This is a genomic window from Comamonas sp. JUb58 (assembly GCF_004364775.1).
In the GTDB taxonomy this organism is placed as follows: Bacteria; Pseudomonadota; Gammaproteobacteria; order Burkholderiales; family Burkholderiaceae_C; genus Comamonas.
The window spans coordinates 126,819-142,697 of record NZ_SOAL01000008.1 but is presented as its reverse complement, the minus strand read 5'-3'; the positions used below and the strand labels follow the sequence as shown (position 1 = coordinate 142,697).

At 63.2% G+C, this 15,879-nt stretch carries 15 protein-coding genes; 10 read left to right on the top strand and 5 right to left on the bottom strand.

Annotated features, from left to right (window positions below):
• Positions 1-17: 17 nt before the first annotated feature.
• Positions 18-965, bottom strand: a complete 948-nt coding sequence (locus tag EDF71_RS10575) for a hypothetical protein (RefSeq protein ID WP_133856544.1) — start codon at positions 963-965, stop codon at positions 18-20.
• Between the two features lie 189 nt (positions 966-1,154).
• On the opposite strand from EDF71_RS10575, the gene tsaA reads away from it, so the two are divergent.
• A complete protein-coding gene (gene tsaA / locus EDF71_RS10570) occupies positions 1,155-1,637 on the top strand; it encodes a tRNA (N6-threonylcarbamoyladenosine(37)-N6)-methyltransferase TrmO (protein ID WP_133856543.1) in 483 nt (160 codons plus the stop codon).
• A gap of 23 nt (positions 1,638-1,660) precedes the next feature.
• Here the strand turns inward: tsaA and EDF71_RS10565 are convergent, their stop codons facing one another.
• The 3 genes from EDF71_RS10565 to EDF71_RS10555 all read right to left on the bottom strand — a co-directional run bounded on the left by EDF71_RS10565 (position 1,661) and on the right by EDF71_RS10555 (position 4,370).
• Positions 1,661-2,407, bottom strand: a complete 747-nt coding sequence (locus EDF71_RS10565; protein WP_133856542.1) for a sulfite exporter TauE/SafE family protein — start codon at positions 2,405-2,407, stop codon at positions 1,661-1,663.
• 123 nt (positions 2,408-2,530) lie between these two features.
• Positions 2,531-2,917: a hypothetical protein gene (locus EDF71_RS10560; RefSeq protein WP_133856541.1), complete on the bottom strand. Its 387-nt coding sequence runs from the start codon at positions 2,915-2,917 to the stop codon at positions 2,531-2,533.
• An 871-nt stretch (positions 2,918-3,788) separates the two neighbouring features.
• Positions 3,789-4,370, bottom strand: a complete 582-nt coding sequence (locus tag EDF71_RS10555) for a TetR/AcrR family transcriptional regulator (RefSeq protein ID WP_133856540.1) — start codon at positions 4,368-4,370, stop codon at positions 3,789-3,791.
• 88 nt (positions 4,371-4,458) lie between these two features.
• Here EDF71_RS10555 and EDF71_RS10550 point away from each other — a divergent pair, with 88 nt between their 5' ends.
• Together EDF71_RS10550 and EDF71_RS10545 are read left to right on the top strand one after the other, a co-directional pair.
• Positions 4,459-4,926 carry a nuclear transport factor 2 family protein gene (locus EDF71_RS10550; protein ID WP_133856539.1) on the top strand — a complete coding sequence of 156 codons (468 nt, stop codon included), beginning with the start codon at positions 4,459-4,461 and terminating at the stop codon, positions 4,924-4,926.
• 317 nt (positions 4,927-5,243) lie between these two features.
• Positions 5,244-6,326 carry an FAD-binding oxidoreductase gene (locus EDF71_RS10545; protein WP_133856538.1) on the top strand — a complete coding sequence of 361 codons (1,083 nt, stop codon included), beginning with the start codon at positions 5,244-5,246 and terminating at the stop codon, positions 6,324-6,326.
• 54 nt (positions 6,327-6,380) lie between these two features.
• On the opposite strand, the gene EDF71_RS10540 is transcribed toward EDF71_RS10545, so the two are convergent.
• A complete protein-coding gene (locus tag EDF71_RS10540) occupies positions 6,381-6,593 on the bottom strand; it encodes a molybdopterin-binding protein (RefSeq protein ID WP_133856537.1) in 213 nt (70 codons plus the stop codon).
• A gap of 468 nt (positions 6,594-7,061) precedes the next feature.
• Between EDF71_RS10540 and EDF71_RS10535 the strand changes: the two genes are divergently transcribed.
• From EDF71_RS10535 to EDF71_RS10505, 7 genes are all read left to right on the top strand, one after another.
• Positions 7,062-7,652: a midcut-by-XrtH protein gene (locus EDF71_RS10535; RefSeq protein WP_133856536.1), complete on the top strand. Its 591-nt coding sequence runs from the start codon at positions 7,062-7,064 to the stop codon at positions 7,650-7,652.
• 376 nt (positions 7,653-8,028) lie between these two features.
• Positions 8,029-8,592: a sigma-70 family RNA polymerase sigma factor gene (locus EDF71_RS10530; protein ID WP_133856535.1), complete on the top strand. Its 564-nt coding sequence runs from the start codon at positions 8,029-8,031 to the stop codon at positions 8,590-8,592.
• Positions 8,592-9,599, top strand: a complete 1,008-nt coding sequence (locus EDF71_RS10525) for a FecR domain-containing protein (RefSeq protein WP_208301028.1) — start codon at positions 8,592-8,594, stop codon at positions 9,597-9,599. Before EDF71_RS10530 ends, EDF71_RS10525 begins: the two co-directional genes overlap by 1 nt.
• 160 nt (positions 9,600-9,759) lie before the next feature.
• Entirely contained in the window at positions 9,760-12,210 is a 2,451-nt protein-coding gene (locus EDF71_RS10520) for a TonB-dependent siderophore receptor (protein WP_133856534.1), read from the top strand.
• 16 nt (positions 12,211-12,226) lie between these two features.
• Positions 12,227-14,107, top strand: a complete 1,881-nt coding sequence (locus EDF71_RS10515) for a PepSY-associated TM helix domain-containing protein (protein WP_133856533.1) — start codon at positions 12,227-12,229, stop codon at positions 14,105-14,107.
• A gap of 298 nt (positions 14,108-14,405) precedes the next feature.
• Positions 14,406-14,591 carry a hypothetical protein gene (locus EDF71_RS10510; protein ID WP_133856532.1) on the top strand — a complete coding sequence of 62 codons (186 nt, stop codon included), beginning with the start codon at positions 14,406-14,408 and terminating at the stop codon, positions 14,589-14,591.
• Positions 14,592-14,652: 61 nt separating this feature from the next.
• Positions 14,653-15,876 carry a multidrug effflux MFS transporter gene (locus tag EDF71_RS10505; RefSeq protein WP_133856531.1) on the top strand — a complete coding sequence of 408 codons (1,224 nt, stop codon included), beginning with the start codon at positions 14,653-14,655 and terminating at the stop codon, positions 15,874-15,876.
• Positions 15,877-15,879: the final 3 nt, after the last annotated feature.

The following is a 15,879-nucleotide window of genomic DNA, read 5'->3' as shown; positions in this document are numbered from 1 at the left end:
TTCTCCTCCTACATTTCTTAGTCGATAGGCACGATGCGCACGCTCGACTGGCTGGCTGCATCGGCCGCCACCACGCCCACAAACAGGCGACGGTTCTTCTCGTCATAGGCAACGCCACGGATCTTGGGCCAGCCGCTGGCCAGCACGCTGATATCGCCCTTGGGGCTGACGCGGAACAGCTTGCCGCCCGAGCCGCCAAAGAACAGGCTGCCGTCCGTGGCAGCGGTCATCAGGTCAATGCCATCCGCGCTGCTGAACGTGGCGATCAGCTTGCCATCGGCCACGGTCGCAGGCGCAGCACGCAGCTTGGCCAGCGAGAAGGACAGCACCTGACCGCTGTTCTGGTCGCTCACATACACCGCATCGCCCACCACGGCCAGGCCCACGGGCTTGCCAAAGCCGGTGATCAGCTCGGTCTCGGTGGCAGCGGTGCCGCTGATCTTGAGCTCGCTCACGGCACCGGCGCCGCCCTTGATGAACCAGCCGTCCAGCAGCGAGCCATCGGGCGTCGGCGTGATGCCGATACGGCGGCGCAGGCTGTCGGTACCAGTCAGGTTGTAGGCCGTGCCGCTCTTGGGCACGGCGGCCACCGCGCCATCCGTGCCAAAGCCAAAGCGCGTCACATAGACGGTGCCATCCTTGCCGCGTGTGACCTGGCCCAGGGTCGAGCCGCTGGCCGGTGCCGTGGGCAAGGCCGCGTACTGCGCAAACTGGGTGCCACCTTCCCATACCCGGATGGTGTTGGCTTTCTCATCGCTCACAAACAGGCGGCTCTCGCTCTTGTCCCAATACAGGCCATTCAAATCCGCCGATACCGACAAGGTGGTCGGCCCCCGATCGGCATCGCTACCACCGCCTCCGCAGGCCGACAAGGTGACCGCAGCGCCTGCCAGTCCCAGCAGCAGCATGCGGCGCATACCAAAGCTCCAGGATGGGCGGCGCAAGAAGGTGGTGGTCGCTGGCATGGGTCTCTCCTCGTTTTATGTGTATAAACCGCTATTATATTTTGGAATAGCGCTATGCCAATTTAGGGTTAGCGTCGGAGTCGGCAGCCGCAGGACCTATCAATCATTCTGGTTTAGCGACCGGTACTTGGTTCATGCATGGGCAGCGCAGCGATATCCCACCCTCCACTTGCCTACAAGGCCCCCTTGATGCCAAACACCATCTGCCTGCAGCCCATCGGCCGCATCCACAGCCCCTTCACATCCACCACCGGCATGCCCATCCAGACGGTGGCCGCCGCCGACGTGACCGGCCATGTGGAAGTGTTCGAGGCCTTTGCGCCCGGGCTGCGCGATATCGAACATTTCGACTACCTGATCTTGCTGACCCAGCTGCACCAGGCCAGCGAAAAGCTGGAAGTCGTGCCCTTTATGGACACCCAAAGCCATGGCGTCTTCGCCACCCGCTCCCCCGCTCGGCCCAACCGACTGGGGCTGTCGATTGTGCGGCTGCTGCGGGTGGAGGGATGCGCGCTGCACTTCAGCGGCAACGACATGCTCGATGGCACGCCAGTGCTGGACATCAAGCCCTATGTACCTGCGCTGGATGTGCGGCAGACCGAGCGGATTGGCTGGTTCCAGCAAGGCTTGCAGCGGCTGCCGGAGGCGGTGTCGGATGACCGGATGAAATAAGGTCTGGCCCGTGTCACTGCGTTTTACAGGAACGGCCGCGAAGCCAGCTCCACACCCAGCACCACCAGGAAGACCAGGAAGCACTGCCGAAAACGCTTGGGGCTGATACGCGCTCTGATCAAGGAGCCGAGCCACATGCCAAGCAAGGCAGGTAGCACGCTCAGCGACGACAGGCCCAACTGGTTCAAGCGAAACGCATCATTCGCCAGCAAACCCAGGGCAAGCGCGATAGTCGAAACGGTAAAAGACAGCCCCAATGCCTGAACCAGCTCATCCTTCTCCAGCCCCAAGGCGCCAAGATAAGGAACGGCTGGCATCACAAAAACACCGGTCGCCCCGGTCACCACGCCGGTGATGAGGCCGACCACCGGTGACAGCCATTTTTCGAGAGAGCGCGGAATGGACAGCGCGGGCGCAAACAGGGCATAGAGGGCGTAGACGATCAACGCGGAGCCCAGTGCAAAGCCGGACCAGGTCGGGTCAATGCGCACCAAGAGTGCCGACCCTCCCACCGTCCCCAGCACAATGGCGACCAGCATGGGCCAAAGGCGGCGCACCAACCCGCCAATGGCGCCGCCAGAAAAGAGCTGCCAGACATTGGTCACAAACGATGGCACCAGCAAAATCGATGCCGCCATGGACGGCGGCATCACCATGCCCAGCAACCCCATCGCCACCGTAGGCAGCCCCATGCCCGTGACGCCCTTGACCATTCCTGCAAAGAGGAAGGTGGCGGTGAGCATTGCGTAGAAGAAAATCGAATCATTCATAGAACGCCTTTAGAGGGCTCTATTGGAATGATTTCGCTGCAGATGCACAATTCGGAATTTTTAGTAGATCCTCTGGCAAAACCTGAGGATGGCTAATTCAGCCCTGCTACCTTTCCAAGATGCTCAGGGATTCACAATCAAATCCGCCAACAAGGGCCGTATGCGCTCTTCCACGTAATAGCCACCGTACTCCGTGTAGCGCAGAAACGCCCCCGAACACTGCGCGCACCGCCACAAGCTGCTACGCGTGTAGGGGTGCCAACCCAGGGCGATGGGTGCATCCGGGGACCACAGATTGGTGCCATCGGGATGGAACTCGTCCAGGCGCTCCCACGACTCCTCGGTGCCCAAGACGCCAAGCGGCGCAAGATGGTCGACGCTCACTGCGCCAGAAATGGACTCCCAACCCGGTCGCCACAATGGCGCGCAATCCGCGCAACGCGGTTGATGGGCCGCCTCGGCCGCCGATGCCCGCAGTTCGGCTTCAGAAATCAGGTGTTGGGTAGTCACGGGGGATCGCACTTCGCTGGAAAAGGTGCGGATGAGTGTAAGCCAAGCCACCGCCACAGCAGGCCGATGCAGTCACTTTGCATTGCTGCTGCAGCCCTTGCGGGCCAGCCATTCAAGCCCGGCTATGCCGCCTATTGGGCCGGAGGATGCGCTAGGGTCTCATTGATCTTGCAAATTCGTGTCTTTGTAGATCAAGGACATTTACAGAATCAGTGAGAACGGTTGATCCAGCCATTCTCATACTCTTGCAAAGATCCTAGAGGCCAATCCAAGCGTGCTCTGAGAATGGACTGCTCGATGTCAGCTAGGGCAAAGATCCTACGCATCTGGCCAGCTGGCTGAGCTCGTTCCCATGACGGCTTGCGACCCTAAGCGGTCTTTACTTTGAAGCTTCCGCGAGGACTTTGTCTATCGCCTCGTCGAACACATTCATCGCTTCGATACGTCCTTCAAAAATGTTGACTCTGGCGCGTGTGAGAACAATTGCGTCTAGTGGACGCTCTTGCACCACGTAAAGCTCGAAAACTATACAGGTGTCCTCCTATATTGTTCCGAGCGTAATTGGCACCGTTGGCGGGAGTCTTCGTCGAGACTCCAAAGCGATGTAAGTTGCCACTTTGGCACTCTCTTGCAACTCGTCAAGTGAAAGCTTGTTCAACGTCGTATTCAATCTCTGCTTATGGCCGAAGCCGGGCCTGTCCCCTTGTGAATGCAGCACCACACAGCCGACCTTGTGGGCCGCGCCTTGAGCGTCCGGTTCAGACTTGGCAGTCAATGGGGGCGAGCCGTCGTCAGTCGGTCAGTAGGGGTCACTCAATGCTCAGTGGGCGCCTCGGCCTGCAAGGACCCATGACCAGCTTAGCTGTCGGAATCATACGCAGCCTTTCCTAGCGACCAAACTTTCGACGACGACTCTGAGGTTTCCAAGTACTTCCTCAAGTGGCTGGCCCATCTGTACATGCACGATGGCACCATCTACGGCCAGCGAAAGCGACTGGCCCGCAGTCTCAGCGTGGCTGTTGAACAGCTCATCCAAAACGCATGCCATCTCCTTTTTATGCTGACGCACAACTTCCAGAATGCCGGGATCGGTAGACCCCAGCTCTGCAGCCGCATTCAGGAAAGCGCAGCCTCGAAAGTGAGTCTGACTAAACCAGCCCCTGAGAGTACGAATTAGTGCCTCTGTCGCGCTCGCTCCATCACGGGACTCGTGCTCCAAGCTGCCCTTGAACAAAAAAATCCACCCTTGGTGTCGGTAATCGAGGTAAGCCCGAATCAACTCATCTTTGCTGGGGTATTGGCGATAGAACGTGACCTTGCTAACAGAAGCTTGTTCGATGATTTTGTCGACGCCGGTGGCTCGGATGCCCTCTTGGTAGAAAAGTGCATGGGCGGCGACGAGGATGCGCTCTCTTGGAGGCAGGGTGTCTGAAGATAATTTTGCAGATGGCATGCATTCATTGTAGACAGATCGTTCCACATGCGCTAGTATTGCCCATGTAGACAGATCGTTCTACATTCATTTTGAAAGAGCTCAGACCATGGAAACGCGCCCACCCCTTCCCCCCTTTACCCGAGAAACCGCCATCCAAAAGGTGCGATTGGCCGAAGACGGCTGGAACACCCGGGATGCAGCCAAGGTGGCAATGGCTTATACGCTGGACACCCAGTGGCGAAACCGCGCTGAATTCGCGCACAGTAGAGCGGAGGCACAGGCCTTCCTAGAGAGAAAGTGGAAGAAGGAGCTGGACTATCGGCTCATCAAAGAGCTTTGGTTGCATGAGGGCAACCGTATTGCCGTTCGGTATGCGTATGAATGGCATGACGATGCAGGAAATTGGTTCCGCTCGTACGGGAACGAAAATTGGGAATTTGAGGCTGATGGCCTGATGCGCCGTCGCTACGCTTGTATCAACGACATGCCCATCAAAGAATCGGATCGCAAATTCCACTGGCCACTTGGGCGTCGTCCTGACGACCACCCAGGACTCACCGAACTGGGGCTATAACCCGCACAGACAACCTAAAGCTGCTTTCTTCGGCCAGCAACACTCATAACGAGCTTAGCGGCAAGCGGGTAAAGCCGCTTTTGAATCGCCCCGGTTTGGAAGAGGCTCAACACTCTGAGAGGGTTGAGCCATAACGAAGTCAAACAAGTTTTCACCCGAGGTACGCGAGCGTGCCGTACGCATGGTGCAAGAGCACCGAGGCGAGTAGCATGTGCGGTTGAAGACTTTGCAAATATCCAAGCGATGATGCCTGCTCCCTGCATCTTGCGCCAGCGCTGCACGAAGCGAGATCTGGCTTGGCATCCTCCCCACCTTCCATGACTTCCACCCCTACGCCTTTATTGAACTCATATTCCCCATCCATCCCAGGTCGCGCCAAAGTCATTGTGGTGGGCGGTGGCGTCATGGGTGCGTCGGCAGCTTGGAACCTCGCCAAAGCCGGCGCTGCAGTGACCTTGGTCGAGAGCGATCCTGATAGCCGCAGCACGGCGACCGCCTCCTCCTTCGGCTGGGTGGGAGCCAGCGCAAGCAACCCTTCAGACAACCCAGCCGCATTCGCGCTGAGGCTCAAGGCCTTGGAGGCGTTCGCCGCTCTAGAAGGCCAGCTCGGCCCCTTGCCGATCGCAACGCGCGGTGCACTGCTTTGGCTGTCGAATGAAGAGGAAACGGCAGCGATGATTGCGGAGCACCAGTCGGCCGGCACGCGCATGGAGCGGCTGCTTCGCGCCCAGATCAGCGACAAGGAGCCAATGCTCGCCGAGGCACCGCCACTTGCCGCCTGGGCCCCCGACGATTTCGCACTGGAGCCCGCCGCCTTTGCACGTCAGCTGTTGGCAGGCGCGCAAGACTTTGGCGCCAGCATTCTTCAGGGAACGGTCGATGCCGTCGAGGTCACTGGCAGCCGCGTGTCGGGCCTCAGCGTGGGCGGGCAAAGGCTCACAGCCGACACCGTGGTGCTTGCCAATGGCTTGGGTGCACAAGCACTTGCATCGACAGCCGGTGTACATCTTCCGATCCACCCATCGCCTGCCGTGGTGCTGAGGTTTCGCACGGAGGCCCATGGCCTTCGCCACCTTCTCTGTGCAGACGACATGGAGCTTCGGCCATCGCTGGGCGGTGGGCTGGTGTCCACGGCGGACTACCCGGCCAATGCCGAAAGCGGTTTCCCCGGTCTGGCTGCACGCAGCGCTGACGCCATTGCGCATCTGTTGGGGCTTACGGTGGCGCCAGCTCTGATCTCCATCGCCGCCGCGCAGCGCCCGATGACGACGGACGGCGAGCCGCTCTGCGCTTATGTGGGAGAGATCGACGGCTTGTTCGCCTTGGTGGCGCACCCCGGCGTCATCCTGGCGCCGTTTTTAGGCCAGCTTTGTGCCACATCGGTGTTGGGCCGCTGCTGAGCTAGGCCCACAAGAACCTGGTCAACGCGTTCCTGGCCTCGGCCTAATTAGCTATTACTCGTCCACGCCAATCATCACCGACGAGGCTTTGATCACACCATAAGCCTTGGCGCCCTCTTTCAGCTTCAGCGCATCGGCCGAGTTGGTGGTGATGCTGGAGGCAATCTGCACGCCAGGTGCGATTTCCAGCACGACTTCGGTAGAGACGGGGCCGCGTGTGATGGAGATGACGGTGCCGCTCAAGACATTGCGTGCGCTGATTTTCATGGGATGACTCCTGTTGGTGGATGAAAGGAACTGCATCGCTGCAGTGGATAAGAGGATCCTATTCTGCTCAATCAATGCGCTGTCTTCAGAAAGAGTGCCGTGGGGCCGAAACGATGGTTCTACGGCTAAGGACCCTCTGCAAAACTCCCTGCCGTGGTCTGAACGCGGCTCGGGCGATCCGCGTCCATCCCGCTTGGCGAGGGTTTTGCAGCGCATCCCTCGACGTTAGCGACTTCAGCGATAGAGCCTGTCATTGAGATATACACCACCCAAAAATTGATATAAGGAATGACTATCAAAACATCTTGAAAACCACAACAGAGACAGGTCTGTGCGCAGAAACACAAGGGCCTCCAACCGCGACATAGATGCCGTGAGCATGGCATTCTGCCAATAATTATCAAATGTCAACGCCTGCATTTTTCGGCAAAGTTATGTTACCTTTTGCAGCATCTCAAGGGGGCTTCTATGACGTTTTTCTCCAGCACCATGCGCTACAAACCACTCGCCTGTCTTGGCGGTCTGGCAGCGCTTTTGTCCTCCGGCATGGCACAGGCGCAGTTGGCGGCTTGCCAGGTGGATGTGAACTACCTGCCCGTGGTGCTGAACACGCCCTCGGCAGTGCCGGGTTTGACGGGCATGGGGGTCATGGGGCTGAGCCTGGCTTTGGCTGGTGGCCTGGCATGGCGCATGCGCAAGGCGGCGGCGGGCCAGCACCTGTCGGCGCTGCTTGGTGCAGCCCTGGTGGTGGGCGCCTGCTCGGGCGCTTGGTTGACCAGCCAGGCGGTGGCCGCTGCGGCCAGCCTGAGCAATCCAGCAGGCGGCAGCCTGAGCCTGAGCGATACCAGCAACACGCTGACCAACAATACAAGTGGTCCGTTGACCTTGGGCCTCACACTGACCCAAGGCAGCCTCGCCGAGGGCTCCACCTGCACGGCAGGGCAAACCTTGGCGGTCGGCGCCTCCTGCGCGATTGTTCTGAGCGGCTGCAGTGGCGGGGGCAGCGGTGGCAATGGCAATGGCGGCAACAGTGGGGGTGGCAACGGCGGGGGAATTTAAGCCAGCATGGGCCTAGGTACCCTCTGCAAAACTCCCTGCCTTGTCCTGAACGCGGTCTCGGGCGATCCGCTGCGTTGTCTTCCTTGTCAATAGCTCGCTATTGACTGCAAAAGACGCCTTGCGTCTCGTCCCGATCCACGTCCATGCCACTAGGCGAGGGTTCTGCAGAGGGTCCCTATCGCTCACCCCAAAGCAACTCCACACAGACCGCCTTCAGGGCGGTCTTTGCATAGGCAGCTTGCGCGGGCCGCTGGGACTGTCGCTGTATAACAACGCCCAAAACGCAGAGGTACTTTTACACACGTATGGAAACAGTTTTAAAATGAGAATAATTCTCAAATGCATCGGTTTATCCGGCTGTTTCCTAGCGCCCTCCATGTCTGCCACTTCCGACGTCCAGCTTCTCTACACCGGTCACCACCAATGGCTGCAGCAGCGCCTGCAGCACCGGCTGGGCAATGCGGCCGATGCGCAGGACATGGCGGCCGACACCTTTGTTTGCGTGTTGACCAGCACAACACCCGCTGATGCGATCCGTGAGCCGCGTGCGTTTCTGACCACCATTGCCAAGCGGCTGCTGATCAACCACTGGCGCCGCCGCGATCTGGAGCGCAGCTACCTGGAGGCCTTGGGCGCCCAGCCTGAGCCGCTGATGCCCTCGCCCGAGGAGCTGGCCGTGCTGCAGGAAACACTGGCCCATGTCGCCCATGCACTCGATGGCCTGCCGCTGGCTGCACAGCAGGCCTTTTTGCTGAGCCAGCTCGATGGCCTGGGTTATGAAGCCATCGCCGAGCGACTGGGTATCTCGCACAGCACTGTGCGGCGTCATATGGCCGAGGGCTTTCGCCGCATTGCGCTGGCCCTGGCGCGGCAGGATGCGGGCATCACCCCGCCCGCACGTCCGGCAGCGCGTGCACTGACCGATGGCCTGAGCGCCTGATGGGCGCGCCGATCGAACCCCGGCTGGACCCGGTCAGCGAGGCGGCGGTGGACTGGCTGGTCCAGTTCCACTCGGGCGCCATGACAGAGGCCGACCAGGCCCGCCACCGCGCCTGGCTGGCCGCCCATCCCCAGCACCAGGCCACTTGGCAACGCCTTAGCGGCAGTCTGCATGCGCAGTTTGGCGCGGCCCGTGCCCTGGTCAGCCCCCAGGATGCCGCGCCCCCCATGGGCGATGTCATGGGCCAGGCGCTGGCCCATGCCCAGCGCCGGGGCAGCAGCCGGCGGCGAATGCTGAGCGGTGCACTGGCCCTGGGCGGTGTCTCAGCCGGCGCGCTGCTGCTGGCGGACCGCCAAACGCCCTGGCGCCATATCACGGCTGATCTGCGCACGAGCACGGGAGAGCGCCATGCCTTCAGCTTGCCCGATGGCAGCGAGCTGCTGCTGGATGCCCGCTCTGCAGTCGACCTGGACTTTTCTGAGGGCCGCCGCCAGGTCAAGCTGCGCCAGGGTGCGCTGCTGGTGCAGGCCCGGCCCGCCAGCGACGGCCTGGCACCTTTTGAGGTGCTGAGCCGGCATGGCCGCACCCAGGCGCTGGGCACCCGTTTTTCTGTACGGCTGGAAGCGACCTACACCCGCGTCGGCATGCTGGAGCACGCCACGCGCCTGACAACCGAGGCCGGTGCCAGCCAGGTGCTGGAGGAAGGCCATAGCGCGCGCTTTGACAGCATGTCCATCGAGACCGATGACCGCAACCCGCAGGCCGAAGCCGCCTGGCAGCGCGGCATGCTCGAAGTGCACAACCAGCCCCTGGGCGAGGTGGTGCAGGCGCTGCGCGCCTACCGCCGGGGCTTTATCCGCATCAGCCCCCAGGCCGCTGCGCTGCGGGTGTATGGCAACTATGCGCTGGACGACAGCGACCGCGCCTTTGATGCGCTGGCAGCGACCTTGCCGATCACCGTGCGCGTATACCAGCGCGGCTGGCTGGTGGTGATCGAGGCCGCCTGAGGCTTGGCTTACAGGCCCTCTGGCACGAGGCTGCAGCGCATCGGCCCCGCCCTTCAAAAATAAATGAACACTTTTCCGGGCTCGTTCTACATACCTTGGAAGCCTCGATTTTTCTATCTTTCCATCCAAGGAACTTATGCCTATCCGCCGCTTGCCCGCCATGCCCACTGCACACATGGGCGCACTCGCACTGGCCGCTGCCATAGCCTGCGCTCTGCCCGCACAAGCCCAAACAACCCGGGCCGCTGCCGTACAAACCTATGACCTGCCCGCCCAGCCCCTGGGCAGTACCCTGGCGCGCATCGCCTCGCAAAGCGGCCAGCAGATCAGCATGGATGCCAACCTGGTGCAAGGCCGCACTGCCCCTGCGCTGCGCGGCAGCTATGCCCCCGAGGATGCGGCCCGTGCTGCGCTGGCGGGCAGCGGGCTGGAGCTGGTCAAGATCGATGGCAGCACCTGGGCGCTGCGCGCGGCACCTAAGGCCAGCGCCACGACCGTCAGCAGCGATACTGCTGCTGGCGGCCTGACCCTCAACGAAATCCGCGTGACCGCGCCAGCGATACGCAACGCCACCACCGAGCAAACCGGCTCCTACACCCCGCGTGCAGTCACCATCGGCAAAGGGGAGCAGGCCCTCAAGGACATTCCCCAGTCCATCAGCGTGGTCACCCGCCAGCTGATGGATGAGCAAAACGCCACCTCGGTCTATGACGCGCTGGGCAGCACCACCGGCATCACCCTGCTGCAAAGCCCGCAGGGCGGAAAGTACATCTACTCGCGCGGCTTCAGCATGGCCACCATCCAGTACGACGGGGTCAATGTGCAGCGGCTCTACGGCCGCGCCAGCAACTACCAGGGCGGCACGGCCATCTATGACCGCGCCGAGGTGCTGCGCGGCTCGGCCGGCCTGATGCAGGGCGGGGGCGACCCGAGCGGTGCCGTCAACTTCGTGCGCAAGCGCCCGCTCAAAGAAGGCGGGGTCACGGTCACCACCAAAGCCGGATCCTGGGAACGCTATGGCGCCCAGGTGGATGGCAGCGGCGCGCTGAATGCCGACGGCAGCCTGCGAGGCCGTGCCGTGGTCGATGTGGACGACCAGCATTCCTTCATCGACTTCGCCAACCAGCGCAATGCCACGCTGTATGGCACCTTGGAATACGACATCTCGCCCCAGACCCAGGTCAGCGTGGGTGCCAGCTACGAGTCTTTCAAGGGCCGGCCCTTTATCTCGGGCCTGCCGCACTACAGCGATGGCCGCGACATCGGGCTGCCCCGCTCCACCTACCTGGGCGCCAGCTGGAACCGCCAGAACAACAATACCCAGACGCTCTACGCCGACCTCTCCCACGAGTTCAACAGCCACTGGCGCGCCAAGGTCTCGGCCCTGCATGTCAAGGAAAAGCTGGACATGAAATACGCCGCGTCTCTGCGGGCGGTGGCAGCTGCCACCGGCATGGGCGCCACCGTCGCCAACCTGACCCAGGCCGACCAGAGCGCCTCGGGTCTGGACGCCAGCCTGACCGGCGATTTCAGCGCACTGGGGCGCGATCACCAGCTGGTGCTGGGCACCAGCTACAGCCAGGGCCGCGTCACCAGCGACTACAGCTCGATCACCCCGGCAGTCCCCATCAATGTCTTTGACCCGGACCCCTTCCGCAGCGAGCCCAGCAACGAAGCCATTCGCTACGCCAACACTGAACGTACTTTGGGCAAGACACGCCAGATGGGCGCTTATGGCGCGTTGCGCCTGCAACTGACCGATCCGCTCAAGCTGGTGCTGGGCGGGCGCCTGGGCAACTACAAGACCGATTTCGACACGATCACCACCACCACGGGTACCGTGGTCTCGTCCTCCACCCACCAGGCCAATACGCGCTTTCTGCCCTATGCCGGCCTGATCTACGCCCTCAACCCCGAGTGGTCTGCCTACGCCAGCTATGCCGACATCTTCAACCCCCAGTGGTCGCTGAACGCGGCAGGCCAGAACCTCAAGCCTATCCAGGGTGCCACCTATGAAGTGGGTGTCAAAGGCGAAATCCTGGGCGGCCGCGCCAATACCTCGTTTGCGCTGTACCGCGTGAACCAGAAGAACCGCGCCACCGAAGACATCGCCTCGGGACCCGACTGCCGCGACGGCTACTACTGCTACACCGATGACGGCCAGGTGCGCAGCCAGGGCTTTGACGCCGAGATCAGCGGCGAGCTGACCCGGGGCTGGAACCTGTTTGCCGGCTATACCTTCAACCGCAACGTCTACAAGCGCGACGTCTACAACGAAGGGCTGGACTTCAACAGCTACACGCCCAAGCACCTGCTGCGCCTGTGGACCACCTACCGCCTGCCCGGCGCTTGGAGCGCGCTGACCATCGGCGGCGGCGTCAACACCCAGAGCGCCTCCTACCGCAAGATCGGTGCCATCAGCCTCAATGCGCCCGGCCGCGCCGTCTGGAGCAGCTATGTGCGCTACCAGATCGACCCCAAATGGCAGCTGAGCCTGAACTTCAACAACATGTTCGACAAGCACTACTACTCGTCGATCGGCAACCTGGTCAACAGCAGCCACTATGGCGATCCCCGCAACTTCATGCTGACCCTGCGCGCCTCGTTCTGATCCTGCACAGCAGCAGATGGAAGGCGAGTTTCGCAAGCGCATGGCCTGGCTGCACACCTGGTGCGGCCTGGTCAGCGGCTGGCTGCTGTGCGCGATCTTTCTGACCGGCACATTGAGTGTGTTCCGCGCGCCCATCACGCGCTGGATGCAGGCCCAGCCCGCCGTGGCCGCCGCGCCTGCCGCCGGGCAGCCGGCGCTGCAGCAGGCCGCCCGCTATCTGGCAGCCGAGGCCGCTAGCGCCCGCTTCTGGCGCATCGAGCTGCCCCAGCAAGCGGGCGATGCCTTGCTGCTCGCCTGGCAACCGGCAGGCGCCCAGCGCGGCGGCCTGCAAACCGCGGCTATGGACCCGGCAACCGGCTCCCTGCTGCCCCAGCCCTGGGGCCGCAAGACGGAGGGCGGCCGCCACTTCATGAGCTTTCACTACAGCCTGCATGCTGGCAACTTTGGCTTTTGGCTGGTGGGAGGCATGGCCATGTGCATGCTGGTCGCACTGGTCTCTGGCGTGGTCGTGCACCGCCGCATCTTTGCCGACTTTTTTACCCTGCGCCTGGGCAAGGGCCAGCGCTCCTGGCTGGATGCGCACAACGCGACCGGCGTGCTGGCGCTGCCCTTTCTGTTCATGATTGCCTACACCGGCCTGGCCTACTTCTACAGCAGCTACATGCCTTGGCCGCTGCGCGCGGTGTATGGCGACAGCCCCCTGGCCCAGGCGCGTTACCAGGGCGAGCTCTCGTCCGAGGCCGCAGCGCCACGCCGCAGCCTGCAGGGCCAGCCCGCTGCCATGCAGGATCTGGCACTGCTGCTGGACCAGGCGCGGCAGCTGACCGGCCGCAGCCCGCGCATGCTGTTTATCGAGCGGCCTGGTGATGTCTCGATGACGGTGCGCATCTTCAACCAGGCGCCGGAGGACAGCCAGACCCTCCTCAACCAGGCCGGTCAGGTCAGCTTTGACGGCGTGACGGGCGCCGTGCTGCAGCTGCGCAACCCAGCCCCCCAGGCCCCCACCCACAGCGGCCAGATCCACCCGGTGCTTGAAGCACTGCATGTGGCCAGCTTTGGCGGCTGGACCCTGCGCTGGATGTACTTTGTCTTTGGGCTGATGGGCACCGCGATGATGGCCACGGGCACCGTGCTCTTCATGGTCAAGCGCCGCAAAAAGTCAGCGATGGAATTTGGCGTCGCCACGGCCGGTGTCTACCGCCTGGTCGAGAGCCTGAACGTGGCCGCCTTGGCTGGCATCGCGCTGGCCAGTATTGGCTACTTCTGGCTCAACCGCCTGCTGCCGGCCGCCATGCCGGGGCGCGAGTTGTGGGAGATTCGCGGCTTCCTGCTGATCTGGGCGGCCAGCGGTCTGCATGCCGCCTGCCGGCCCCCGGCGCGCGCCTGGGTGGAGCAGCTAGCATTGGCAGGCGCGCTCTGCCTGCTGCTGCCGCTGCTGAACCTGGCCAGCACCGGCCTCAGCGCCTGGCAGTACGCGCAGGTGGGCGACTGGCAAAGCGCCAGTGTGGAGCTGGTCGCCATGGCGTTCGGGCTGGTGCTGGTCGGCATGGCCTGGAAGCTGCAGCGGGCCTGGCAAGCCCAAGCCACCCCCACAAAGCCGACAAAGGCAGCCAAGGCACCCACGGTTGGCCTGCGCTACCGCCTGCAAGTCAGCAGCCGCGTGCTGGCTGCTTGCCTGGGCGGCTATGCTGTGGCCGGATTGCTTGCCGCCGCCCTAGCGGTGCTCTTGCCCCGATTCAGCGGTCTGTCGGCGGCAGAAGCGGTGTTGGCTGCCAGCTTGCTGGGCTTTGTGTTCTACACCGTCGCGGCCCTCTGGGTGTTCAGCCTGCGCAGCGCCCGCTATGCCTGGCTGGGCCTGGCGGGCGTGGCGCTGGCCTCTGCACTGGTGCTGCTGTAGCGGCTTGCATCTCGCAGAACCCTCGCTATAATCCGCCCCCTATGGTCATCATCTCGTACGCCTTCGCAGTGCTGTACCGCCTCGCTTCCTAAGCGCGGCACGATTTCCTATTCCCATTTGAAACGATGCCGCCGCACGGGCGGCATTTGTATTTTCAAGGGCCTTCCTGCGGCATTTTTCCCAGAAAGGACCCTGTCTTGCCTCCTCCCTCCTCCTTGTTTGCCACCCTGGGGCCGCTGCGGCAGCGCATCGGCATGCGCCTGCGTGCCTTGCGCTCACACACGCCCAAGGCCCTGCGATGAAGCAGGCCTCCATCGCCCTGGCGCTCTGGACCGGATCGCTGCTGCTCGCCGCCTGGCAAGGCCGCGCCGGCCGTATTGACCGCCGGGATTACCTGGCGCTACTCACCGTGGCGGGCCTCGCCGGCCTCAGTTCTGCCGCGCTGGCGCTGATCGCGCTCGTCTCTGCAAGTGCCGAGCCCTGATGCCGGCCACTGCACCCCACCACATCCTCCCTATTTCCATGCTGCTACAGCACACCCTTCCATGACTCAAGACTCCAACCCACCCGGCAGCGGCCTGCGCTTTGCCGCTTCCCTCGCGCTGATTGCCGTGCTCGGCCCCTCCGCCACCGACATGTACCTGGCCTCGATGCCTGAGATCGCCAGCGAACTGGCCGTGCCCTATGCCCAGGTGCAGCTGACCCTGACCGTGTTCCTGCTCGCCATGGGCCTGGGCCAGCTGCTGTTTGGCCCCATCGTCGACGCCTTTGGCCGCCGCCGGCCGCTGCTGGCGGGGCTGCTGGCCTTTGCGCTGGCCTCGCTCTGGGCCAGCCAGGCGCCCTCCATCGGCGTCTTGCTGACCAGCCGCTTTGTGCAAGGGCTGGCAGGCGCGCTCACCCTGGTGGTGGTGATGAGCTCGGTGCGCGATGTGGCCAAGGGCGCGCGCGCCGCCCAGCTGTTTGCCTTGCTGATGACCATCGAAGGCCTGGCGCCCGTGCTGGCGCCGGCCGTGGGCGGCTATGTGGATGTGCACTACGGCTGGCGCGGCGTCATGCTTGTGCTGGGGGCCATGGGCCTGCTGGTGTTGCTGAACAGCGCCATCGCGCTGCCCGAGACGCTGCCGCGCGCAGCCCGCTTGCCGCTGCGGCTGCGCTCCGTGGCCAACACCTATGCCCGCATTGCCTGCGACCGCGCGTTCCTGCTGCCCGTACTGGCCCTGTCCAGCGCCTTCTTTGTGCTGTTCATCTACATAGCGGGTGCCTCCCTGATCTACCAGCAGCGCTTTGGACTCAGCCCGGACCGCTTTGGCCTGGTCTTTGGCGCCACCGGCGTTGCGGTGCTGCTGGGCGCGATGAGCAGCGGCAAGCTGGTGCAGCGCGCCGGCGTGGCCCGGCTGGCGCTCATCGGCGCGCTGCTGATGGTGGCCGGCTCCGGCCTTGCCCTGGCCGCCGCTGCCGCGCAGCTGGGCCTGCCCGGCATCGTGCTGGGCATGTTCATCGCCATGTTGGGCCTGGGCATGGCCGAGGCGACCTTGATGTCGATGGCCATGGGCTCGCAGCACAGCGCGCTGGGCTCCACCGCCGCGCTGCTGGGCGCCTTCCAGCTCAGCATTTCCTCGGCCGCCACGCCGCTGGCCGGCAAGGTGGTGGTGCTGGGCACCACACCCTGGCTGGCCTTCATGCTGCTGGCCTCGGTGGTATTGCTGCTGCTCACCCGGCTCAGTGCCAGGCAGGCGCCTGGCACGCTCCATGCGCTGGCGGGGCATTAAAGG